The 20,324-nt window shown below is 62.9% G+C and carries 20 protein-coding genes; 1 reads left to right on the top strand and 19 read right to left on the bottom strand.

Going from position 1 to position 20,324, the window contains the following annotated elements; genetic code table 11:
- Nucleotides 1-78: 78 nt before the first annotated feature.
- The 5 genes from FUT88_RS21155 to FUT88_RS21175 form a co-directional block, all read right to left on the bottom strand.
- Nucleotides 79-828 (bottom strand): electron transfer flavoprotein subunit beta/FixA family protein, encoded by a 750-nt coding sequence (locus tag FUT88_RS21155; protein WP_027677864.1) that lies wholly within the window; start codon nucleotides 826-828, stop codon nucleotides 79-81.
- 189 nt (nucleotides 829-1,017) lie between these two features.
- Complete coding sequence (locus FUT88_RS21160) at nucleotides 1,018-1,818, bottom strand: MetQ/NlpA family ABC transporter substrate-binding protein (protein WP_147218056.1); 801 nt, start codon at nucleotides 1,816-1,818, stop codon at nucleotides 1,018-1,020.
- A 33-nt stretch (nucleotides 1,819-1,851) separates the two neighbouring features.
- On the bottom strand, nucleotides 1,852-2,505 hold the full coding sequence (locus FUT88_RS21165) for a methionine ABC transporter permease (RefSeq protein WP_027677866.1): 654 nt from the start codon (nucleotides 2,503-2,505) through the stop codon (nucleotides 1,852-1,854).
- Entirely contained in the window at nucleotides 2,495-3,544 is a 1,050-nt protein-coding gene (locus FUT88_RS21170; protein WP_147218059.1) for a methionine ABC transporter ATP-binding protein, read from the bottom strand. The genes FUT88_RS21165 and FUT88_RS21170 overlap by 11 nt, the downstream gene beginning before the upstream one ends.
- A 166-nt stretch (nucleotides 3,545-3,710) precedes the next feature.
- Nucleotides 3,711-4,634, bottom strand: coding sequence for a histone deacetylase family protein (locus FUT88_RS21175; RefSeq protein ID WP_147218063.1), 924 nt, complete (start codon nucleotides 4,632-4,634; stop codon nucleotides 3,711-3,713).
- A 130-nt stretch (nucleotides 4,635-4,764) separates the two neighbouring features.
- Here FUT88_RS21175 and mltB point away from each other — a divergent pair, with 130 nt between their 5' ends.
- Nucleotides 4,765-5,889 (top strand): lytic murein transglycosylase B, encoded by a 1,125-nt coding sequence (gene mltB / locus FUT88_RS21180; RefSeq protein WP_147218065.1) that lies wholly within the window; start codon nucleotides 4,765-4,767, stop codon nucleotides 5,887-5,889.
- Between the two features lie 69 nt (nucleotides 5,890-5,958).
- Here the strand turns inward: mltB and cysM are convergent, their stop codons facing one another.
- The 14 genes from cysM to pheA form a co-directional block, all read right to left on the bottom strand.
- Nucleotides 5,959-6,861: a cysteine synthase CysM gene (cysM, locus tag FUT88_RS21185; RefSeq protein ID WP_147218067.1), complete on the bottom strand. Its 903-nt coding sequence runs from the start codon at nucleotides 6,859-6,861 to the stop codon at nucleotides 5,959-5,961.
- Nucleotides 6,862-6,973: 112 nt separating this feature from the next.
- Nucleotides 6,974-7,291, bottom strand: a complete 318-nt coding sequence (locus FUT88_RS21190) for a ComEA family DNA-binding protein (protein WP_147218070.1) — start codon at nucleotides 7,289-7,291, stop codon at nucleotides 6,974-6,976.
- A gap of 139 nt (nucleotides 7,292-7,430) precedes the next feature.
- On the bottom strand, nucleotides 7,431-8,426 hold the full coding sequence (gene rfaD, locus FUT88_RS21195) for an ADP-glyceromanno-heptose 6-epimerase (protein WP_147218072.1): 996 nt from the start codon (nucleotides 8,424-8,426) through the stop codon (nucleotides 7,431-7,433).
- Nucleotides 8,427-8,444: 18 nt separating this feature from the next.
- Nucleotides 8,445-9,377 carry a D-glycero-beta-D-manno-heptose-7-phosphate kinase gene (rfaE1, locus tag FUT88_RS21200; RefSeq protein WP_051530813.1) on the bottom strand — a complete coding sequence of 311 codons (933 nt, stop codon included), beginning with the start codon at nucleotides 9,375-9,377 and terminating at the stop codon, nucleotides 8,445-8,447.
- Nucleotides 9,378-9,415: 38 nt separating this feature from the next.
- The gene (locus tag FUT88_RS21205; RefSeq protein ID WP_147218075.1) at nucleotides 9,416-10,780 is read right to left on the bottom strand and encodes a UDP-glucose dehydrogenase family protein; all 1,365 of its coding nucleotides are present in this window, start codon (nucleotides 10,778-10,780) and stop codon (nucleotides 9,416-9,418) included.
- Nucleotides 10,781-10,844: 64 nt separating this feature from the next.
- Nucleotides 10,845-12,119: a lipopolysaccharide assembly protein LapB gene (gene lapB / locus FUT88_RS21210; protein ID WP_147218078.1), complete on the bottom strand. Its 1,275-nt coding sequence runs from the start codon at nucleotides 12,117-12,119 to the stop codon at nucleotides 10,845-10,847.
- 3 nt (nucleotides 12,120-12,122) lie between these two features.
- Complete coding sequence (locus FUT88_RS21215) at nucleotides 12,123-12,446, bottom strand: lipopolysaccharide assembly LapA domain-containing protein (RefSeq protein WP_147218081.1); 324 nt, start codon at nucleotides 12,444-12,446, stop codon at nucleotides 12,123-12,125.
- A 182-nt stretch (nucleotides 12,447-12,628) separates the two neighbouring features.
- Complete coding sequence (locus FUT88_RS21220) at nucleotides 12,629-13,057, bottom strand: integration host factor subunit beta (RefSeq protein WP_147218083.1); 429 nt, start codon at nucleotides 13,055-13,057, stop codon at nucleotides 12,629-12,631.
- A gap of 45 nt (nucleotides 13,058-13,102) precedes the next feature.
- Nucleotides 13,103-14,791 (bottom strand): 30S ribosomal protein S1, encoded by a 1,689-nt coding sequence (rpsA, locus tag FUT88_RS21225; RefSeq protein WP_147218086.1) that lies wholly within the window; start codon nucleotides 14,789-14,791, stop codon nucleotides 13,103-13,105.
- A gap of 135 nt (nucleotides 14,792-14,926) precedes the next feature.
- Nucleotides 14,927-15,622 (bottom strand): (d)CMP kinase, encoded by a 696-nt coding sequence (gene cmk, locus FUT88_RS21230; RefSeq protein WP_147218088.1) that lies wholly within the window; start codon nucleotides 15,620-15,622, stop codon nucleotides 14,927-14,929.
- 26 nt (nucleotides 15,623-15,648) lie between these two features.
- Complete coding sequence (aroA, locus tag FUT88_RS21235) at nucleotides 15,649-16,953, bottom strand: 3-phosphoshikimate 1-carboxyvinyltransferase (protein ID WP_147218091.1); 1,305 nt, start codon at nucleotides 16,951-16,953, stop codon at nucleotides 15,649-15,651.
- A gap of 26 nt (nucleotides 16,954-16,979) precedes the next feature.
- Complete coding sequence (locus FUT88_RS21240; RefSeq protein WP_147218094.1) at nucleotides 16,980-17,888, bottom strand: prephenate dehydrogenase; 909 nt, start codon at nucleotides 17,886-17,888, stop codon at nucleotides 16,980-16,982.
- 97 nt (nucleotides 17,889-17,985) lie between these two features.
- Nucleotides 17,986-19,110, bottom strand: coding sequence for a histidinol-phosphate transaminase (gene hisC, locus FUT88_RS21245; RefSeq protein ID WP_147218096.1), 1,125 nt, complete (start codon nucleotides 19,108-19,110; stop codon nucleotides 17,986-17,988).
- A 52-nt stretch (nucleotides 19,111-19,162) separates the two neighbouring features.
- Nucleotides 19,163-20,278: a prephenate dehydratase gene (gene pheA, locus FUT88_RS21250; protein ID WP_147218099.1), complete on the bottom strand. Its 1,116-nt coding sequence runs from the start codon at nucleotides 20,276-20,278 to the stop codon at nucleotides 19,163-19,165.
- Between the last annotated feature and the right edge of the window lie 46 nt (nucleotides 20,279-20,324).

A 20,324-nucleotide genomic window follows, 5' to 3' on the forward strand; every position in this document is an offset into this window, starting at 1 on the left:
ACGAGTGCGGTCATCTTGATCTGCCTGTTCGGTGTGCGTGAAGTTGCGTGCGTTGCGGGAGGGTTACAAACCCGCCGTTTACAGCACCTTGGCTTCCGTCTTGAGCTTGGACACCAGCGTGGCCACGTCGGGCACCATCACGCCGGCGCTGCGCTTGGCGGGCTCGACCACCTTCAGCGTCTTCAGGCGCGGTGCAACGTCCACGCCCAGGTCTTCCGGCTTGACCGTGTCGAGCTGCTTCTTCTTCGCCTTCATGATGTTCGGCAGCGTCACGTAGCGCGGCTCGTTCAGGCGCAAGTCGGTGGTGACCACGGCCGGCAGCTTGACCGACAGGGTTTCCAGACCGCCGTCCACTTCACGCGTCACCGAAGCCTTGCCGTCGGCAATCTGCACCTTCGAGGCAAACGTGGCTTGCGGCAGCCCTGCCAGCGCGGCCAGCATCTGGCCGGTCTGGTTGGCATCGTCGTCAATCGCCTGCTTGCCGAGGATGATCAGCTGCGGCTGTTCCTTGTCGACCAGCGCCTTGAGCAGCTTGGCGACCGCCAGCGGCTGCAGCTCTTCAGTGGTTTCGACCAGAATGCCGCGATCGGCACCGATGGCCATGGCGGTGCGCAGGGTTTCCTGGCACTGCGTCACGCCGCACGACACGGCGATCACTTCGGTAGCGACGCCCGCTTCCTTCAGGCGGACCGCTTCTTCCACGGCGATCTCATCGAACGGGTTCATGCTCATCTTGACGTTGGCAAGATCGACACCGCTGCCGTCCGTCTTCACGCGAACCTTCACGTTGTAATCGATCACGCGCTTGACTGCGACCAGGACTTTCATGCGCTCACTCCACTAATTGATAAGACGATTTTGCAAAACGCCGGCCATTATAAGGGGGGCCGGTCGCTCGCGTAATTTTTCCGAACGGTCGTGCTATTTTAACCGCGAAAATTTGCCGGACGCCAGTCAAACGTCCGGCAATCTGTTTGGTAGAACCCTCTACCGGATCACCGAAGGATCACGAAGTGGTTACCAAGCCACAATCACCGCATCTTTGTACTTCGTCTTGACGAAGGACTTCACGGCGTCGGAATGATACGCCTTCACGAGCTTGGCGACCCAGGGTTGATCCTTGTCGGCCACGCGGATGGCGATCACGTTGGCATACGGGCCCTTCGGATTTTCGATGGCGATGCCGTCCTTGGTCGGGTCCAGGCCGGCCTTTTCAGCGTAATTGCCGTTGATGGCGGCGGCATCCAGATCATCCAGCGAGCGCGGCAGCTGCGCGGCGTCGAGCTCGACGAACTTCAGCTTCTTCGGGTTATCAGCCACGTCGCGCGGCGAAGCCTTGAAACCGGCGTTCGGCTTGAGCTTGATCACGCCTTGCGATTGCAGTAGCAGCAGCGCGCGGCCGCCGTTGGTCGGATCGTTCGGCAGGCCGAAGCGCGCACCGTCCTTCAATTCCTTCAGCGACTTGATCTTCTTGGAGTAGATGCCCATCGGGAAGGTGATGGTCTGACCGATGCTCACGAACTTGTAGCCGCGCGTGGCGATCTGGTCGTCCAGATACGGCTGGTGCTGATAGCTGTTGGCGTCCAGATCACCGGCAGCCAGGGCCGCGTTCGGCTGAATGTAATCGTTGAATTCGACGATCTGGAGCTTCAGGCCGTCCTTCTCGGCAACCTTCTTCACCTCTTCCATGATCTCGGCGTGCGGACCGGCGGTCACGCCGATCTTGATCGGCTTGCTTTGCGCGAGCGCGCTGCCTGCGACCAGTGCCAATGCGGCGCCAAGGCTCGCGGACCATTGAAGCAGTTGACGGCGATTCATTGTGTTTCCTCGTTGTGTCTGTCGATTGAGTGATTAACGGTGGCTCAGGCGGCGCACGAGCCAATCGCCCGTCGATTGCACCGCCTGCACAAAGACGATCAGGATGACGACAACCGCCAGCATGATGTCCGATTCATAGCGCTGATAGCCGTAGCGGATACCCAGGTCGCCCAGGCCGCCGCCTCCGATGGTGCCGGCCATCGCCGAGTAGCCGACAAGGCTGACGAAGGTGATCGTCAGACCGGCCAGGATGCCCGGCATCGCTTCCGGCAGCAGCACCTTGTAGACGAGTTGGCCGGTCGTCGCGCCCATCGACTGCGCGGCTTCGATCAGGCCACGGTCCACTTCACGCAGCGCAGTCTCGACCAGGCGCGCAACAAACGGAATCGCAGCAATCGTCAGCGGCACGATGGCCGCGGCGGTGCCGATGGACGAGCCGGCCAGCAAGCGCGTGAACGGAATCACCGCGACCAGCAGGATGATGAACGGCACCGAACGCACGGCATTGACGACGAGGCCGGCCACGCGATTGAACGCCGGCGCCGACAACACGCCGCCGGCAGTCGTCAGATACAGCAGCACGCCCAGCGGCACGCCGAACAGCGCGCCAATGCCGCCTGACACACCGACCATGGCGAGCGTTTCCCAGAAGGCGGGCAAAAACAGATCGGTCAGGTCAGACCACATGATTGATCTCCTCGACCACCACGCCTTGCTCGCGCAGGAAGTTCATCGCGTTGTTGATGTCTGCGGTTTCGCCCGACGCCAGGATCGCCAGCGAGCCGAACGCCTGGCCCTGAATCTCGTCGATATGGCCGTGCAGGATGTTGAAGTCGAGTCCGTAGTTGCGGATCGCCTGGGCCAGCACCGGCTGGTCCACGCCTGCGCCGGTAAAGGCAAGCCGGAACAGGTGGTCACGCCCCCCGTGCTCCCGTGCTGTAAGGCGGCTTTCAACGCGCGCCAGAACGGAAGGCGGCAGCTCTTGCGAGATCACCTCACCGATGAGCGCGCGCGTCACGTCGTGCTCAGGCTTCAGGAACACGTCGATGACGCGACCAAGCTCGACCACGCGGCCGGCGTCGAGCACCGCCACGCGATCGCACACCTGCTTGATGACTTCCATCTGGTGCGTGATCAGCACGATGGTCAAGCCAAGCTCGCGATTGATCTTGCGCAGCAGGTCCAGAATCGAGCGCGTCGTCTCCGGGTCGAGCGCGGAGGTTGCCTCGTCGGAGAGCAGCACATCCGGCTGGCTCGCCAGCGCGCGCGCAATGCCGACGCGCTGCTTCTGGCCACCGGAAATCTGTGCCGGGTAGCGATCCTTGTGTGCGGACAGGCCCACCAGTTCCAGCAGCGGCAGCACGATCTCGCGGATGCGTTCGCGCGATGTGCCCGCCAACTCCAGCGGCAACGCCACGTTGTCGTACACGGTGCGCGACGACAGCAAATTGAAGTGCTGGAAGATCATGCCGATCTTGCGGCGCGCCTGGCGCAGCCCATCGGCGTTCAGTGCAGTGAGTTCCTGCCCCGCCACGGTGACGGTGCCGGCGGTCGGCCGATTCAGCAGGTTGATGACACGGACCAGCGTGCTCTTGCCCGCGCCGCTGCGCCCGATGATGCCGAAAATCTCGCCCCGATTGATGGTCAGGTCGACGTCGCGCAGCGCGTGGACGTCATGGCCGCCCGCTCCCCGGAAGTGCTGCGATATCCCCTTAAGTTCGATCATGCGTACAGACAAAAACGGCAACCGCCCTGTTTCGAGGCCGTTGCCGTCTCTTTTTTGTTGGAATGAGGCGCTAGTGTAAGGCAGGCCCTACATGCGAGGAACGATTCTTTAACGATGTCTTTATTACTTTTTCAAATGACATCGACGATTCGTCATCGTGGACCGCTTAAAGCTCCGCCAGCGCCTTGACGTGCGCCACGACACTGCGGCCGAGCGCGCTGAGGTTGTAACCGCCTTCCAGGCAGCTGACGATGCGGCCCTTGGCATGCGTGCGGGCCACCTGCATGAGCTGCTGCGTGATCCAGGCGTAGTCCGCCTCGACCAGGCCCATCTGGCCCAGATCATCTTCGCGGTGCGCATCGAAGCCTGCGGAGATGAACAGCATCTCGGGCCGGAACGCGTCGAGGCGCGGCAACCAGATCGTTTCCACCACCTCGCGCACGGTCAGGCCATTGGTGTACGCCGGCAACGGGATGTTGACCATGTTGGCCGCCACCGTTTCGGAGCCAGAGTACGGATAGAACGGGTGCTGGAAGATGCTGCACATCAGCACGCGCGGCTCGTCGATAAATGCCGCTTCGGTGCCATTGCCGTGGTGCACGTCAAAGTCGACGATCGCCACGCGCTGCAAGCCGTGATGCTCCAGCGCATGGCGCGCGGCCACGGCCACGTTGTTAAAAAAGCAGAAGCCCATCGCGCGGCCGGGCTCGGCATGGTGGCCAGGCGGGCGGACGCTGCAGAAGGCATTTTCCAGTTCGCCGGCGATGACCTTGTCGGTGGCGTCCACCGCGGCACCTGCAGCCAGCACCGCCGCCATGTAGGTGTGCGGGTTCATCGAGGTGTCGGGATCGATCGGCATGTAGCCGGCAATCGGCACACTGGCCACCAGCTCGCGCACGTATTCGGCACGATGCACGCGACACAGCTGCGCCTCGGTGGCAGGCGGCGCCTCGCACGGGACGAGCAGGTCGTCGATGCGGCTGGCGATGAGCTGGTCTTCGATCGCGCGCAGGCGGTCCGGGCATTCGGGATGGTGCGGTCCCATTTCGTGCCGGAGGAATTCGGGATGCGTGTAGAGGCCGGTCGCCATGTTGTTGTGATCCGGTGTGCTTCAGTGGCTCCAGCCGCTACGTTAGCACGGCTGTGCGACAACGCCGCGCGCCCGGGCGATCCCACAGACGCATCCGCTACAATGCCCCGATCCCGTTTGAAGCCCGCCCATGAGCCAATCGCCTTCTTTCCGTCGTCCCATATTGCGCGCCCTGGTGGCTGGCGCAGCGCTCTCCGCGCTCTCCTTCCCGGCACTCTCGCTGGCTGCCAAGAAGGCCGCCAAATCGCCTAAGCGCCGCGTCGCGGTGCATGAAGAAGAGATCGACCCCGATCGTTATCGCAACAATCCGCAAACGCAGGCCTTCATCGGCATGCTCGTCGCGCAGTACAACTTTGACCGGACGTCGCTCGATACGCTGTTTGCCGGCACGGCTTATTCCGCCACGGTGGCGCGCCTGATCCTGCCGCCGCCCACGCCGTCGCGTCGGAGCTGGACGGCGTATCGCGGCCGCTTCATCGAACCCATCCGGATTGGCGCCGGCGTACGCTTCTGGCAGCAATACGGCGACACGCTGCGGCGCGCCGAAAACGAATTCGGCGTGCCGGCCGACGTGATCGTGGGCATCCTGGGCGTCGAGACCATCTACGGCCGCGACATGGGCAACTTCCGCGTGATGGATGCGCTGTCCACGCTGGCCTTCGACTACCCCGACACGCCCAACCGCGAAGACCGCAGCACGATGTTCCGCAACCAGTTGAAGGATTTCCTGCTCTGGTGCCGGGACACGGGCACGGACACGTTTTCGGTCCTGGGTTCGTATGCGGGCGCAGTTGGCATTCCGCAGTTCATGCCGACCAGCATCCGCGAATACGCCATCGATTACGACCGCGACGGCCACATCGATCTGCGCAACAGCGCGGTGGACGCCATCGGCAGCGTCGCGCGATTCCTTCAGATGCACGGCTGGGAGCCGAACCGCCCCGTGATGTGGAACATTGCCCGCGATGCCGACAGCCAGGGCATTGCGGCCGCCGCTGCAGACGGCCAGCCGTATCCAGGCATGACGCTATCCAAGCTCACACGCGCCGGCCTGGCGCTGGCTCCCGGTGTCGATGTCGCTCGCGAGCAGGAAACCGAAGTGCTGATGATCGATCTGCCCACACCTGGTCAACCGACCGAGTACCGTGTCGGCCTACGCAACTTCTACGTCCTGACGCGCTACAACCGCAGCTTCTTCTACGCGGCCGCGGTGTACGAGCTGGGCCAGGCCGTGCGGCAGGCGATGCAGGGTTGATGCGCCGTCAGCGCAAATGAAAAAGCGCAGCTTTGGCTGCGCTTTTTTTAATGGCGATGCGGCGTCCCGTCAGGCAGGGAAGACGCCCGTCGACAGGTAACGATCGCCCCGGTCGCACACCACGAAAACGATCGTGGCGTTCTCGACTTCCTCAGCTACACGCAGCGCCACGCACAACGCGCCGGCCGCGGAGATTCCGCAGAAGATCCCTTCTTCGCGAGCCATGCGACGTGCCATGTGTTCGGCGTCGGACTGGCTCACCGGCTCGGTGCGATCGATGTACTTGGGATCGTAGATCTTCGGCATGTACGCTTCGGGCCACTTGCGGATCCCGGGGATGCGTGAACCCTCTTCCGGCTGCGCGCCGATGATCTGGATGTCGGCGTTCTTCTCTTTCAGGAAGCGCGAGACGCCGGTAATCGTGCCCGTCGTGCCCATCGCCGAAACGAAATGTGTGATGCGGCCTTCGGTGTCACGCCACAGTTCAGGGCCGGTGGTCTCGTAGTGCGAGAGCGGGTTGTCGGGGTTCGCAAACTGATCGAGGATGACGCCCTTGCCTTCCTTCTCCATCGCGTCGGCCAAGTCGCGAGCGTATTCCATCCCGCCCTTGACTGGCGTCAGGATGATCTCTGCGCCGTAAGCCGCCATGCTCTGGCGGCGCTCCACCGACAGGTCTTCCGGCATGATCAGCACCATCTTGTAGCCGCGCACGGCGGCAGCCATGGCCAGCGCAATGCCGGTATTGCCCGACGTCGATTCGATCAGCGTATCGCCCGGCTTGATGCGGCCTCGCGCTTCAGCGCGCTTGATCATGGACAGCGCTGGGCGGTCCTTAACCGAGCCGGCCGGGTTATTGCCCTCAAGTTTGCCGAGGATGACATTGCCGCGGCGCGCGTTGCCTTCGCCGGGAATGCGTTGGAGCTGAACCAGCGGTGTGTTGCCGATGGTGTCTTCGATGGTGAGGTAGGCCATGATGCGTGAGGGACGGGAATCGAAGCATTGTAATGCAGCCCAAATCCCTCCCCCACACATGGCGAAACGCCCCGCTCGGACGGGGCGTTATCGACAGCAAGGCCGGAAGCGCTTACTTCTTCTTCGCGTCCTTGGCGTCCTTCTTGGCCGGAACGGGGGCAGGCGCCGGCGTACCGAACGTCAGGCCCTCGTTTTCCAGCTTGGTGAGCGTCTTGTCACCAATGCCGGCCACCCGCGCCTTGAAGTCGGCGGCGTCTTTGTACGGCCCGTTCTTGGTGCGCTCTTCAATGATCGACTTGGAACGCTTGGGGCCGATGCCGGACAACGTCTCCAGCGCTGCGTGATCTGCGGTGTTCACGTCTACAGCGGCCCACGAGGCCGACAGCATCGACAGCGACATCAACGCGGTGGCCAACAGCTTCTTCAACATGTGTTTCTCCTTGGTGTTGGGAATAAAAAACCGCCACACGGGGTGGCGGTTTCGACACATCTTAAAGAGCGCCGTGGCGACGCCGCAGGAAACGAACAAAAAGTCACACGCTGTCTGATTGTTGGCGGCGGCTATGGAATCAGGCCGGCTGCTTCAACAGCCACTGGCAGTACCGCTCCACGCCTTCCTGGACCGTCAGGAACGGCGCCGTGTAGCCCGCTGCGCGCAGGCGGGACTGATCAGCCTGTGTGAAGCACTGATATTTGCCACGCAATGCATCGGGAAACTTCACATACTCGATGAGCCCTTCCTGTGCCAGTTCTTCGGTGGAAAGCGCAGGCTTGCCTTCTGCTCCGCGCAGTGTGTTCACGACTGTCGTGGCGATGTCGTTGAACGGCTGCGCGCGGCCCGTTCCGAGGTTGAAGATGCCTGACTTGTCCGGATTGTCGAAGAAGAACAGGTTGACTTTCACCACATCTTCCACCGACACGAAATCGCGCATCTGGCCGCCTTGCGGATAGCCGTTGTACTCGCCGAACAGCTTGACGGTGCCTTCAGCGCGGAACTGGTTGAAGTTGTGGAATGCCACCGACGCCATGCGCCCCTTGTGTTGCTCGCGCGGGCCATAGACGTTGAAGTAACGGAAGCCGACGATCTGCGACAGCGCGGTCGGCATGACACGGCGCACGACTTGGTCGAACAGCAGCTTGGAATAGCCGTACACGTTCAGCGGCCGCTCGAACTCGGGCTCTTCGCGGAAGGTTTCCGACGCGCCGTACGTGGCCGCCGATGACGCATAGAGGAACTGCACGCCCTGGTCCAGACACGCGCGCATCACCGCCAACGAGTAGCGGTAGTTGTTGTCCATCATGTAGCGGCCATCGGTCTCCATGGTGTCGGAGCAGGCGCCTTCATGGAAGATCGCGCGGACCTTGCCGAACTCGCCGCGCGCAAAGCGCTCGACAAAATCGGTCTTGTCGAGGTAATCGCTGATCTGGCAGTCGACGATGTTCTTGAACTTGTCGGCCCGCGTGAGATTGTCGACGGCGATGATGTCGGTCTCGCCGCGCTCGTTCAGGCCCTTGACGATGTTGGCGCCGATGAAGCCGGCCGCGCCGGTGACGATGATGGTCATGATCTGTTGATCAGGTGATCAGTTGAAGAGTTCTGCGTGCGTGACGACGGCCGTGCCCAGCTTGCCGACGACGATGCCGCCGGCGCGATTCGCGTACTGCACGGCTTCCTTGATGTTTGCGCCGGCGCCCAGCAGCGTGGCCAGCGTCGCGATGACGGTATCGCCCGCGCCCGAAACATCGAACACCTCGCGCGCCTGCGCCGACACATGCAGCACTTCGTGTTCGGTGTAGAGCGTCATCCCCTCTTCCGAACGCGTAAGCAGGAGCGCTTCGAGCTGCAGTTCGCGGCGCAGATTCTGTGCACGGATGGTGAGGTCCTGTTCCGACTTCCACGAGCCGACCACCTGGCGCATTTCAGCGCGGTTGGGCGTGATCATGGTGGCGCCCCTGTAGCGCGAATAATCGTCGCCCTTGGGGTCCACCAGCACGCGGCGGCCCGCCTGGCGCGACGTCTCGATCATCTTGCCGACATGCGTGAGACCGCCCTTGCCGTAGTCCGACAGCACCACCACGTCGTGCTGCGGCACCAGCGTGGAAAAACGGTCGAGCACCGACATCAGCACTTCGTGCGTGGGCGCGTTCTCGAAATCGACGCGAATCAATTGTTGCTGACGTGCCAGCACGCGCAGCTTGATCGTCGTGTTGACTGCCGGATCCCGATGCAGGTGACCGGTGACGTGGCTCTCGCCGAGCAGCGTTTCGATGCTCCGGCCCGGCTCATCGTCGCCAATCACACCGAGCATGGCCGCCTGCGCGCCGAGCGCCGCCACGTTGCGCGCCACGTTGGCGGCACCGCCAAGGCGTTCGTCCTGGCGCTTGATCTGCACGACGGGCACCGGCGCTTCCGGCGAAATCCTGTCGACGTCTCCAAACCAGTAGCGGTCGAGCATCATGTCGCCGACCACGAGAATGCGGGCGGCGTGGATCTGTTCGGAAGCGAGCGTGGTCATGTGTCTGGGCGTCGGCAGCGGCCGGTGGCTCTTGGTAATTACGATTGGGTGGAACGCCCGATGGCCTGGTATTCAAAGCCCGCTTCGCGCATGGCTTGCGGCTCGAACAGGTTGCGACCGTCGAACACCATCGGCGTCTTCAACAGGGCCTTCACGGCGTTGAAGTCCGGGCTGCGGAATGCCTTCCACTCGGTCACGATGACCAGCGCGTCGGCATCCTTGAGCGCGTCCATCTGACCGGCGCAGAACGTCACGCGTTCCAGTTGCTCAGCAGAAAGATCAAGGCCCAGCGCATGACGAGCTTCTTCCATCGCAACGGGGTCATACACTTGAACCCGTGCGCCACGGGCCAGCAGCGCGGCAATCAGGATACGGCTCGGAGCCTCGCGCATGTCATCAGTGTTCGGCTTGAACGCCAGGCCCCAAATGGCGAACGTGCGGCCCGTCAGGTCCGCGCCCATGCGGTCTTCGATCTTGCCGACCAGCACTTCCTTCTGCTTGTCGTTGACGGCTTCAACGGCTTCCAGCACATGCAGCGTCTGACCGTACTCCTGCGCCGTGCGCACCAGCGCCTGCACGTCCTTGGGGAAGCACGAACCGCCGTAGCCGGTGCCGGCGTAGAGGAAGCTGTAGCCGATACGCGGGTCGGAGCCGATGCCCAGGCGAACGAGTTCGATGTCGGCGCCCACCTTGTCGGCCAGATTGGCCATCTCGTTCATGAACGAGATGCGCGTGGCCAGCATCGAATTGGCGGCGTATTTGGTGAACTCGGCAGAGCGCACGTCCATGTAGAACGTGCGCTCGTGGTTGCGGTTGAACGGCGCGTAAAGCGTGCGCATGATGGCCTTGGCGCGCAGGCCATCGGCGTCGCCATAGGTGCCCAGCACGATGCGATCCGGACGCATGAAGTCGTCCACCGCAGCGCCTTCTTTCAGGAACTCCGGGTTCGACACGACCGAGAAGCCGATGTCCGACTTGCCACGCGTTGCCAGCACTTCGCCAACCGCAGCGCGCACCTTGTCGCCCGTTCCCACGGGCACCGTCGATTTGTCGACGATCACCTTGAAGCCCGTCATGTGCTGGGCGATGTTGCGGGCAGCCGCCAGCACGTATTTCAGGTCGGCCGAGCCATCTTCATCGGGCGGCGTGCCAACAGCGATGAATTGCACATCGCCGTGCGCCACGCTGGCAGCCACGTCGGTCGAAAACTGGATGCGGCCAGCCGCGCGGTTACGCTCGATCAGCTCCTTGAGGCCCGGTTCGTAGATGGGCACGCCGCCGGCGTTGAGCAGGTCGATCTTCTTCTGGTCGACGTCGAGGCAGAACACATCGTTGCCCAGCTCCGCCAGACATGCGCCGGTGACCAGACCGACATAACCGCTACCGATGATGGTGATTTTCATACGAACACTTAAAAATTAAAAAAGCGCCAGCGCGGCCGCTACACACCTACCGCGCCGGACTGAATTACATGCTGGCGCCGCCACTGCCGCCGAGCGTCTCGGTACGGCGAGGAGCATACGTTTCCCAGCGGTTGCAGCCGGGGCACTGCCAATAGAACAGACGTGCGCGGAAACCGCACTCCTGACAGGTATAGCGCGCCAGATTGCGGGTACGGCTTTGCAGCAGATCGCGGATCGCGCCGAGATCCTGCGCGCGCTGGATGTCGGCATTGCTTCCCGCTTCGACCGGGTCAGCCAGCGCACTCTCCGCCACATCGACTGTCGCGGGCGCTTCATGGCCAACGGCCTCAGACGCACGGGTCGCTTCGGCTTCCACCAGCCGCGTCAACGCCATCAACGAAGGCTGACGACGAATCTGGTCGCGCATCAGCGCCACCGCATCATCGATGCCGTGTACGTCCAATTCGTATTTGTAGACGGTATCAAGCAGTTCGGGGCCCAGGCGTGCGTCCATCTTGGAGCGCAGCCAGGCCAACCCCTCGGCGGCGCGGCCTAGCTGCGTGTAGGCCTTCATCAGCCGTTCGGCCACCAGCGGCAAGAACGCCGTGTTTTGCTGCTCGATGCTGCGCCAACGCTTGATGGCGCCTTCAACATCGCCCTGCCCTTGCGCCACATCGCCCAACTGGATGGTGGCGCGCACGTTCTTGGGATTCTCCTGCAGCGCACGCTCCAGCCACTCGACGGCGGTCGGCACGTCCTTGCGTTGCAGCGCTTCCTGCGCGACTTCGCAGCAGAACTGCGCGATCTGCACGGCGTAATCCTTGCCTTGCAGATTCTGCAATTCTCGGGCGGCGTCAATGGCCTTGCGCCACTCCTTCTCGACTTCATACAACTCGAGCAGCACGCGCTTGGCTGGCTCGGCAAATGTGCCTTCCATCAGCATGCGCAGGGATTCCTCGGCGCGATCCAGCAGGCCCGCGCGCAGAAAATCCTGCCCAAGTTCAAACAACGCGTGATCGCGTTCATTGGACGGCAGATCGGGACGATTGACGAGGTTTTGGTGAACGCGAATGGCGCGTTCCGTTTCGCCGCGCCGGCGGAACAGGCTGCCGAGCGCAAAGTGCAGTTCGGTGGTCTCCGGGTCCAGCCGCGCCACTTCAATGAAGGCGTCGATGGCCTTGTCCGGCTGCTCGTTGAGCAGAAAATTCAGGCCCTTGAAATACGAGCGCGGCAGCGACGATTGTTCGGTGCGCAACTGGCGAGCGTCGAGCCGCGCAGCCACCCAGCCCAAGCCAAACACCAGGGGGATGGCTAACAGCCACCAGAGATCAAAATCCATGCGTCAGACCTTGGGGCCGGGAACGTGATACGGAGAATCGGCAACAACGGGCGTCGGCACCTCGGTCACCTCTTCGGCCTTCTCCATGCGACCGATCTGGCGACGCAGGCGGCTTGCCGTGAAGCGATGCCGCATGACGCGCGGCGCCATCGCCAGCATGGCCAGCAAGATACCGGCGACAAAGAACGCCAAGGCGATCAGGATCAACGGTGCGTGCCAGACCACGCCCAACGGCAGCACGAGCGAGACTTCCGCCGTGTTGTGCAGTGCCAGCACGAAGAGCAGCACAAACAACAGGATGCGGATGACCCAGACGAGAAATTTCATGCGGATTCGGAAACGGGCGGCGGTGCAGCAGCCGGATGCGGCGCGATTGCCGTGTTGTGCCGCATTGTAGCGGATTCATATGCCGGCAAGCCACGCCAGGCTTGGCGGCAGACAAGCACTGCCAGAATAAAAAACGCCCCGGCGAGCGGGGCGTTCCTGAAACTACCAAATGCTGCCTGGCCTCAGCGCGACATGGCCAGCGGCACCGCGGTGTCTACCGGAAAACCGGCAGCCTGGCGGGTGCTGTCAACCTGTCGCGCAGCCTTTACAGCCGCGAGCGACACAGCAGACTCGCCCTCCGAAGAAGGCTCGCCTTGTCGCTCGAGGCTGCGGTCAACCCGTTCGCGCAACTCCTTGCCGGCTTTGAAGTGTGGCACACGCTTTTCGGGTACCAGCACCTTCTCACCGGACTTGGGATTGCGACCGACGCGGGGCGGACGACGATTCAGACCGAAGCTGCCGAATCCGCGGATCTCGATGCGGTGGCCGTCCGCCAAGGCGTCGGACATCGCATCCAGGATCGTCTTGACCGCGATATCGGCGTCCCGCAGCAGCAGCTGCGGAAAGCGGGCGGCCAGCTTTTCCACGAGTTCGGACTTGGTCATGGGCATCGTGCGCGCGTCCTCGTCGTTCTTTAGGGTCGACCCAGCGGATGCTTACTGGTTGGTTTCGTTCAGCTTGGCCTTCAGCAGCGCGCCGAGGTTCGTGGTACCAGCTGCGCCGGTATCCGCCGAGAACTTCTGCATCGCTTCCTGTTGGTCGGCGCTGTCCTTCGCCTTGATGGAAACGTTGATGTTGCGCGACTTGCGATCGATGTTGACGATCATCGCGGTCATCGTTTCGCCTTCCTTCAGCACGTTGCGGGCATCTTCCACGCGATCGCTCGAGATTTCCGAGGCGCGCAGGTAGCCTTCCACGTCGTCAGCCAGCTGCACCACGGCACCCTTCGGATCAACGGCCTTGATCGTGACCTGCACGATCGAGCCCTTGTCGTTGGTCGAGATGAAGTTGTTGAACGGATCGCCCGACAGTTGCTTGATACCCAGCGAGATGCGTTCCTTGTCGACATCGATGGCCAGCACAACGGCTTCCACTTCGTCGCCCTTCTTGTACTTGCGAACGGCTTCTTCGCCAGTCTCTTGCCACGACAGGTCCGACAGGTGCACCAGGCCATCGATGCCGCCCGGCAGACCGATGAACACGCCGAAGTCGGTGATCGACTTGATCTGGCCGGCCAGCTTGTCGCCCTTCTTGTGGTTGCGAGCGAAGTCGTCCCACGGGTTGGCCTTGCACTGCTTCATGCCCAGGCTGATACGACGCTTGTCTTCGTCGATGTCCAGGACCATGACTTCCACTTCGTCGCCCAGCTGGACAACCTTGGACGGAGCAACGTTCTTGTTGGTCCAGTCCATTTCCGACACGTGCACCAGGCCTTCGATGCCGGCTTCGATCTCGACGAACGCGCCGTAGTCGGTCAGATTGGTCACCTTGCCGAACAGGCGGGTGCCTTGCGGGTAGCGGCGCGAGATGCCGACCCACGGATCTTCGCCCAGTTGCTTGACGCCCAGCGAGACGCGGTTCTTCTCTTGGTCGAACTTGAGGATCTTGGCGGTGATTTCCTGACCAACCAACAGAACTTCGCTCGGGTGGCGCACACGACGCCATGCCAGGTCGGTGATGTGCAGCAGGCCGTCGATGCCACCCAGATCCACGAACGCGCCGTAGTCGGTGATGTTCTTGACGATACCGTTGACGATCGCGCCTTCCTTGAGCGTTTCCATCAGCTTCTGACGCTCTTCGCCCAGCGTGGCTTCAACCACGGCACGGCGCGACAGCACAACGTTGTTGCGCTTGCGGTCCAGCTTGATGACCTTGAATTCGAGGGTCTTGCCTTCGTACGGCGTGGTGTCCTTGATCGGACGCACATCGACGAGCGAACCCGGCAGGAATGCACGAATACCGTTGACCATGACGGTCAGGCCGCCCTTGACCTTGCCAGTCACCGTACCGGAGATGATCTCGCCGGATTCCAGTGCCTTCTCAAGGTTCAGCCACGAAGCCAGACGCTTGGCCTTGTCGCGCGACAGGATGGTGTCGCCGTAGCCGTTTTCCAGTGCGTCGATCGCGACCGAAACGTAGTCGCCGACTTGCACTTCCAGCTCGCCCTGATCGTTCAGGAATTCTTCGACCGGAACAAAAGCTTCAGACTTCAGGCCCGCGTTCACAACGACGAAGTTGTGGTCGATACGCACAACTTCCGCAGAGATCACTTCGCCAGCCTTCATATTGGACTTGGCGATCGACTCTTCGAACAGGGCGGCAAAAGATTCGTTAGTTTGGGACATAAAAGATAGGCATCCGCACAACATGCCTCGCATTGCTTTCGCAGAATGGGCGAAGACACGCATGCGGGGTTACGAGTTGAACAACCGCCGGCAGCGACATGCCACCGGCACCGAGATCGAACCAGTTCAGCCGGTTCAGTTCGCCTTGTTGGCGCCCTGCACCTGGCGGTACCAGTCCAGTACCTGCGCGACCACTTCATCGACCGTCATGTCGGACGAATCCAGTTGCCGCGCATCTTGCGCCGGACGCAACGGCGCGACACTGCGGGTACGATCCCGCAAATCACGCGCCTCCAAGTCCTGCGAAAGACTTTCCACTGTAGCAGAAAAACCCTTTGCAATCAATTGTTTATAGCGCCGCTCGGCGCGTGCCTGCACGCTCGCCGTCAGGAACACCTTGAGCACCGCTTCGGGGAAAACCACCGTGCCCATGTCGCGGCCGTCAGCCACCAGGCCGGGCGCCTCAAGGAACGCCCGCTGACGTGCGTGCAACGCCTCACGCACCGCGCCATGCACGGCGATGGCCGACGCCTGGTTGCCGACCGACTCATGACGCAAAGCCAAGCTCACATCTTCACCCTTGAGCCAGATATGGTCTGCCTTGAAACGCACATCCAAGTCGCGAGCGATACGCACGAGGCTGTCAACGTCATGGTCGTCGATGTTCTCGCGCATGCTGGCAAGCGCCACCAGCCGGTACAGCGACCCACTATCCAGCAGGTGAAAACCAAGCAGATCAGCGACTTGGTGGGCGACCGTGCCCTTGCCCGATGCGGTCGGACCGTCGATGGTGATGACCGGGTACGGCGTGGAAGCGGCAGTGTCGGACATGGTGGGTGCTGGCAGTTAATTGCGGGTCAAGCGGTGATGCCACCGAACGCCGTGAAGTATTCCGGGAACGTCTTGGCGACGCAGCGCGGGTCGTTGATGCGCACCAGCACCGGGCCGAACGCCGCCAGCGAGAAAGCCATCGCCATACGATGATCATCGTAGGTGTCGATGCCGCCAGCGGGCGGCGTCCATTGCGACGGAGGCGTCACGCGAATGTAGTCTGCGCCCTCTTCCACCTCGGCGCCGAGCTTGCGCAGTTCGGTGGCCATGGCGCTCAGGCGGTCGGTTTCCTTGACGCGCCAGCTCGCGATGTTCGTCAGCGTGGTCGTGCCGTCGGCAAACAGCGCAGCGACCGCCAACGTCATTGCCGCATCTGGAATGTGGTTGCAATCCAACTCGACGGCGTGCAGCTTGCCGTCATCGCGCTCGACGCCGCGCACTTCGATCCAGTTGCCGCCAGCCATGACGTTGGCGCCCATGCGGTTCAGCGCGTCGGCAAAGCGGACATCGCCCTGGATGCTGGACATGCCGACACCCTCCACGCGCACCGGCCCGCCGCCGAGCGCCCCGGCAGCCAGGAAGTAAGACGCCGACGAGGCATCGCCTTCCACAAAGATCTCGCCCGGCGCCTTGTAGGCCACGCCCGTCGGCACGGTGAACGATGACCAACCGTCCCGCGCGAGCTGCACGCCGAAGCGCGCCATCAGATTCAGTGTGATCTCGATGTACGGCTTGGAAATCAACTCGCCGACCACTTCGATCGTGACGTTGCCGGCAGACTCCACCAGAGGCAACGCCATCAGCAGTGCCGTCAGGAACTGGCTTGACACATCGCCGCGTACGCGAATCGGAGCGTCGATCCTGATCGGCGCGGCGTGGATCGCCAGGGGCGGATAACCTTCGTTGCCCGTGTAGTCGATGCGCGCCCCGACTTGGCGCAGGCCATCGACCAAGTCGCCGATCGGCCGTTCGTGCATGCGGGGCACGCCGTGCAGCGTGTATTCGCCGCCTTGCAGCGCCAGCGCGGCCGTCAGCGGACGGATGGCTGTGCCCGCGTTGCCCATGAAGAGGTCGGCCGACTTGTTCGGGAAACGGCCGCCGGTGCCGGTCACACGGTACGCGTTGTCGCCCAGGGCTTCGACCGATACGCCGAGCTTGCCAAGCGCATCCAGCATGACCCGCGTGTCGTCAGAGTCGAGCAGGTCGCGCACCACGGTTTCGCCCTGCGCGAGCGCGGCGAGCAGCAGCACACGATTGGAGATGCTCTTCGAGCCAGGCAGCTTGATGGTGCCGCGCGCCGTCTTCAGGGGGCCGACGTCGAGATGTTCCATGAATCCACTCAGTTCAAAACAAAACGTTATTCGGATTGCGCATCCGCGGCATTGCCGGGTGCGACCCGTTGCGGCCACGCTAGGCGCGCTTCGCTGGCCCGGCGGAACACGCGCTCAAGCGCTGCGCCGTCGCACTCCGCAATCATGGCTTTCATACGGCCGATCACCGCCTCGTAGGTGGTGAGTTCGCGCAATAGCGCTTCGCGATTCGATAGGCAGATGTCACGCCACATTTCGGGCGACGATGCGGCGATACGCGTGAAATCACGGAAGCCGCCGCCTGCGAAATCGAGCTTGAGCGCACCGTCTTCGGCATTGATGATCTGCGCAACCAGGGCGTACGACAGCACGTGCGGCAAGTGGCTGACAGCAGCGAACACGGCGTCGTGCTGCACGGCCGACATGATGTGGCAGTAGGCACCCGCCGCTTCCCACATCGCCTGCACACGGGCGACATCGCTGCGGCGGTTCTCCTGCAGGGGGCACAGCACGGTCTTTTTGCCGACATAGAGATCGGCCAACGCGGCCTCCACGCCGTTCAGTTCACGACCGGCGATCGGATGGGCCGGCACGAACTGGCTGACTTGGTCGCCCAGCGCGGTCTTGGCGGCCATGATGACGTCGGACTTGGTGCTGCCAGCATCCGTGACGATGGTGTCCGGGCCCAGATGCGGTTGTATCGCAAGCAGCAACGGCAGCGTCTGGGCGACAGGCGCGCACAACACCACCATGTCGGCGCCGCGCACGGCCTCTTCCATCGGCAGGGCTTCGTCGATCACCCCCAGGCGGATCGCCGTCTCAAGCGACGCAGCGGACCGCCCGACGCCGACGACACGCCCGACCACACCGGCTCGACGCAACCCGAGCGCCAGCGAACCGCCAATCAGGCCGACGCCGACAATCACCAACCGGGAACTGGAAAAAGAAGAGGCCACAACACCGCCCTGCTAGAAAAAAGCAAAGCGGCATTGTAGCCCGATGTGCGCGGCGCTCGATGCCTGATACGGGGCGCTGCGGCGGTCGCAGCGGAAGTTACGCGGCGGCTTGTTCCTGCGCCAGCGCTGCCTCCAGTGCGGTGATGAACGTGGCGTTCTCTTCCGGCAAGCCGATGCTGATGCGAAGCCATTGCGGCAGGCCGTAGTTGCCGACCGGACGCACGATCACGCCTTGCTTGAGCAATGCCACGTTCACGCGCGTACCGGCCCCCGCGTCTTCGCCCACGCGCACCAGGACAAAATTGCCTGATGACGGCACGTACTGCAGGCCGAGACGATCGAACGCGTCCGTCAGCTGCACGTAACCGGCAGCGTTCAGTTCGGCCGATTGGCGCAGGAATTCCGCGTCGTTGAGCGCCGCCACCGCCGCTGCTTGCGCCAGGCTGTTGACGTTGAACGGCTGGCGAATCCGGTTGAGCAGATCGGTCAACTGCGGTTGCGCAATGCCGTAGCCCACACGCAAGCCGGCCAGCCCGTACGCCTTGGAGAACGTGCGCGACACCAGCAGGTTCGGGTATTGGCGGACCCACGCAACGGAGTCGTACTGCTGCTCCGGGTTCAGGAATTCGTTGTACGCCTCGTCTAGCACGACGACGACCGTCGGCGGCACCTTGGCCAGGAACGCGGCAATCGCATCGGCCGGCAGGAAGGTGCCGGTCGGGTTGTTCGGATTGGCGATGTAGATCAGGCGCGTGTCTGGCGTGATCGCAGCGGCCATCGCGTCGAGATCGTGGCCGTAATCGCGGGCCGGCACCTCGATGGCGCGCGCGCCCACTTCCTGGGCCGCCAGCGCATACACGGCAAACGAATGCTGCGCGTAAATCACAGCCTGCCCCGGCGACACCAGCGCGCGAGCGGCCAGCTCAAGGATGTCATTGCTGCCGTTGCCGAGCGTGATCCACGTTTCCGGCACGCCAAACTTGGCATGCAGCGCAGCTTTCAGGCTGAAACCGTTGGCATCCGGATAGCGTGCCAGTTCGTCAATGGCCGCAGCCATCGCGTTCTTGGCTGACTGCGGCATGCCCAGCGGGTTTTCGTTGGACGCGAGCTTGACGATGCGCGCGGCATCCAGGCCGAACTCGCGTGCCACCTCGGAAATCGGCTTGCCGGCCACATAAGGGGCGATGGCGCGGACATACTCGGGGCCGAACTGCAAAGACATGGGGTGCTCCTCCGTTATCGACGCTCTGCCCGTGCAGAGCGCCTTGAATCCCTCAATGTGCCGAGGGATAGGACCCCAACACTTTGAAATACGCCGCGTCATGACGCAGCTTTTCCAGCGCGCGCGCTACTTGCGGGTCGCGCTGATGGCCTTCCACGTCGACGTAGAAGTAGTACTCCCACGCGCCGCTGCGCGCCGGGCGCGACTCGAAGCGGCACATCGACACGCCGTTCTCTGCCAACGGCGCCAACAACTTGTAGACGGCACCGGCCTCGTTCGGCACCGACAAAATCAACGACGTCTGATCACGCCCGCTCGGCTCCGTCTCGTAATTGCCAATCACGACAAAGCGCGTGCGGTTGTGCGGATCGTCTTCCACATTGGCACGCACCACGTGCAGCCCGTAGCGGTTGGCCGCCTGCACGCTTGCCAGCGCGGCCACCGTTTCGTCCTCGCCAGCCATGCGCGCAGCCTCGGCGTTGCTCGACACGGCCTCGCGCGGCAGGTTCGGATAGTTCGTGTTCAACCACCGTTGACACTGCGCCAGCGCCTGCGCATGCGCACGCACCACCTTCACCTGCGACATGTCGCCCGTCTTGTGCAGCAGGTTGTGATGCACCCGCAGCGCAATTTCGCCGCTGATCTTCAGCGACGTCTGCAAGAACAGATCGAGCGTGCGCGACACCACGCCTTCCGTCGAATTTTCGACCGGCACCACGCCGCAATCGACCGTGCCGGACTCCGCCGCACGAAACACCTCGTCGATGCTCGGGCACGGCATCGGCTGGATTTCGTGGCCGAAATGCGCGATCACCGCCTGCTCCGAAAACGTGCCTGCGGGGCCGAGGTAACCGATGCGCAGCGCCTGTTCCAGGCCGCGGCACGCCGACATCACCTCACGCCAGATGGCGGCGATGCTCTCGTCGTGCAGAGGCCCTTGATTGCCCGACTGCATCTTGCGAATGACCTGCAGTTCGCGGTCCGGCCGAAACGCCGGCGACGAATAGCGCTTCTTCACTTCGCCCACTTCCTGCGCCACCTTGGCGCGGTCGGAAAGCAGGGCAAGCAGCTGGTTGTCGATGGCGTCGATCTGCGTGCGCAACGGCGCAAGCTCCGCCGCCAATGCGGCGTCCTTGTTTTGCTTCGTATCGTCTGACTGACTGGTCATTGTAGGAATCGGGTTCGGCAATGGATTGCAAATTGCCGCGCGAAGC

The organism is Ralstonia sp. TCR112 (genome assembly GCF_007997035.1).
Classification (GTDB): Bacteria; Pseudomonadota; Gammaproteobacteria; order Burkholderiales; family Burkholderiaceae; genus Ralstonia; species Ralstonia edaphi.

What these genes read in the sequence shown, in the direction of transcription:
- FUT88_RS21220 (WP_147218083.1), bottom strand. Translation starts at nt 13,057, where the DNA reads ATGCCCATGACCAAGTCCGAACTCGTGGAAAAGCTGGCCGCCCGCTTT.
- FUT88_RS21190 (WP_147218070.1), bottom strand. Translation starts at nt 7,291, where the DNA reads ATGTTGAAGAAGCTGTTGGCCACCGCGTTGATGTCGCTGTCGATGCTG.
- mltB (WP_147218065.1), top strand. Translation starts at nt 4,765, where the DNA reads ATGAGCCAATCGCCTTCTTTCCGTCGTCCCATATTGCGCGCCCTGGTG.
- pheA (WP_147218099.1), bottom strand. Translation starts at nt 20,278, where the DNA reads ATGACCAGTCAGTCAGACGATACGAAGCAAAACAAGGACGCCGCATTG.
- rpsA (WP_147218086.1), bottom strand. Translation starts at nt 14,791, where the DNA reads ATGTCCCAAACTAACGAATCTTTTGCCGCCCTGTTCGAAGAGTCGATC.
- aroA (WP_147218091.1), bottom strand. Translation starts at nt 16,953, where the DNA reads ATGGAACATCTCGACGTCGGCCCCCTGAAGACGGCGCGCGGCACCATC.
- FUT88_RS21205 (WP_147218075.1), bottom strand. Translation starts at nt 10,780, where the DNA reads ATGAAAATCACCATCATCGGTAGCGGTTATGTCGGTCTGGTCACCGGC.
- cmk (WP_147218088.1), bottom strand. Translation starts at nt 15,622, where the DNA reads ATGTCCGACACTGCCGCTTCCACGCCGTACCCGGTCATCACCATCGAC.
- FUT88_RS21160 (WP_147218056.1), bottom strand. Translation starts at nt 1,818, where the DNA reads ATGAATCGCCGTCAACTGCTTCAATGGTCCGCGAGCCTTGGCGCCGCA.
- rfaE1 (WP_051530813.1), bottom strand. Translation starts at nt 9,377, where the DNA reads ATGACCACGCTCGCTTCCGAACAGATCCACGCCGCCCGCATTCTCGTG.
- FUT88_RS21165 (WP_027677866.1), bottom strand. Translation starts at nt 2,505, where the DNA reads ATGTGGTCTGACCTGACCGATCTGTTTTTGCCCGCCTTCTGGGAAACG.
- rfaD (WP_147218072.1), bottom strand. Translation starts at nt 8,426, where the DNA reads ATGACCATCATCGTCACCGGCGCGGCCGGCTTCATCGGCGCCAACATC.
- cysM (WP_147218067.1), bottom strand. Translation starts at nt 6,861, where the DNA reads ATGGCCTACCTCACCATCGAAGACACCATCGGCAACACACCGCTGGTT.
- FUT88_RS21175 (WP_147218063.1), bottom strand. Translation starts at nt 4,634, where the DNA reads ATGGCGACCGGCCTCTACACGCATCCCGAATTCCTCCGGCACGAAATG.
- lapB (WP_147218078.1), bottom strand. Translation starts at nt 12,119, where the DNA reads ATGGATTTTGATCTCTGGTGGCTGTTAGCCATCCCCCTGGTGTTTGGC.
- FUT88_RS21155 (WP_027677864.1), bottom strand. Translation starts at nt 828, where the DNA reads ATGAAAGTCCTGGTCGCAGTCAAGCGCGTGATCGATTACAACGTGAAG.
- hisC (WP_147218096.1), bottom strand. Translation starts at nt 19,110, where the DNA reads ATGTCTTTGCAGTTCGGCCCCGAGTATGTCCGCGCCATCGCCCCTTAT.
- FUT88_RS21170 (WP_147218059.1), bottom strand. Translation starts at nt 3,544, where the DNA reads ATGATCGAACTTAAGGGGATATCGCAGCACTTCCGGGGAGCGGGCGGC.
- FUT88_RS21215 (WP_147218081.1), bottom strand. Translation starts at nt 12,446, where the DNA reads ATGAAATTTCTCGTCTGGGTCATCCGCATCCTGTTGTTTGTGCTGCTC.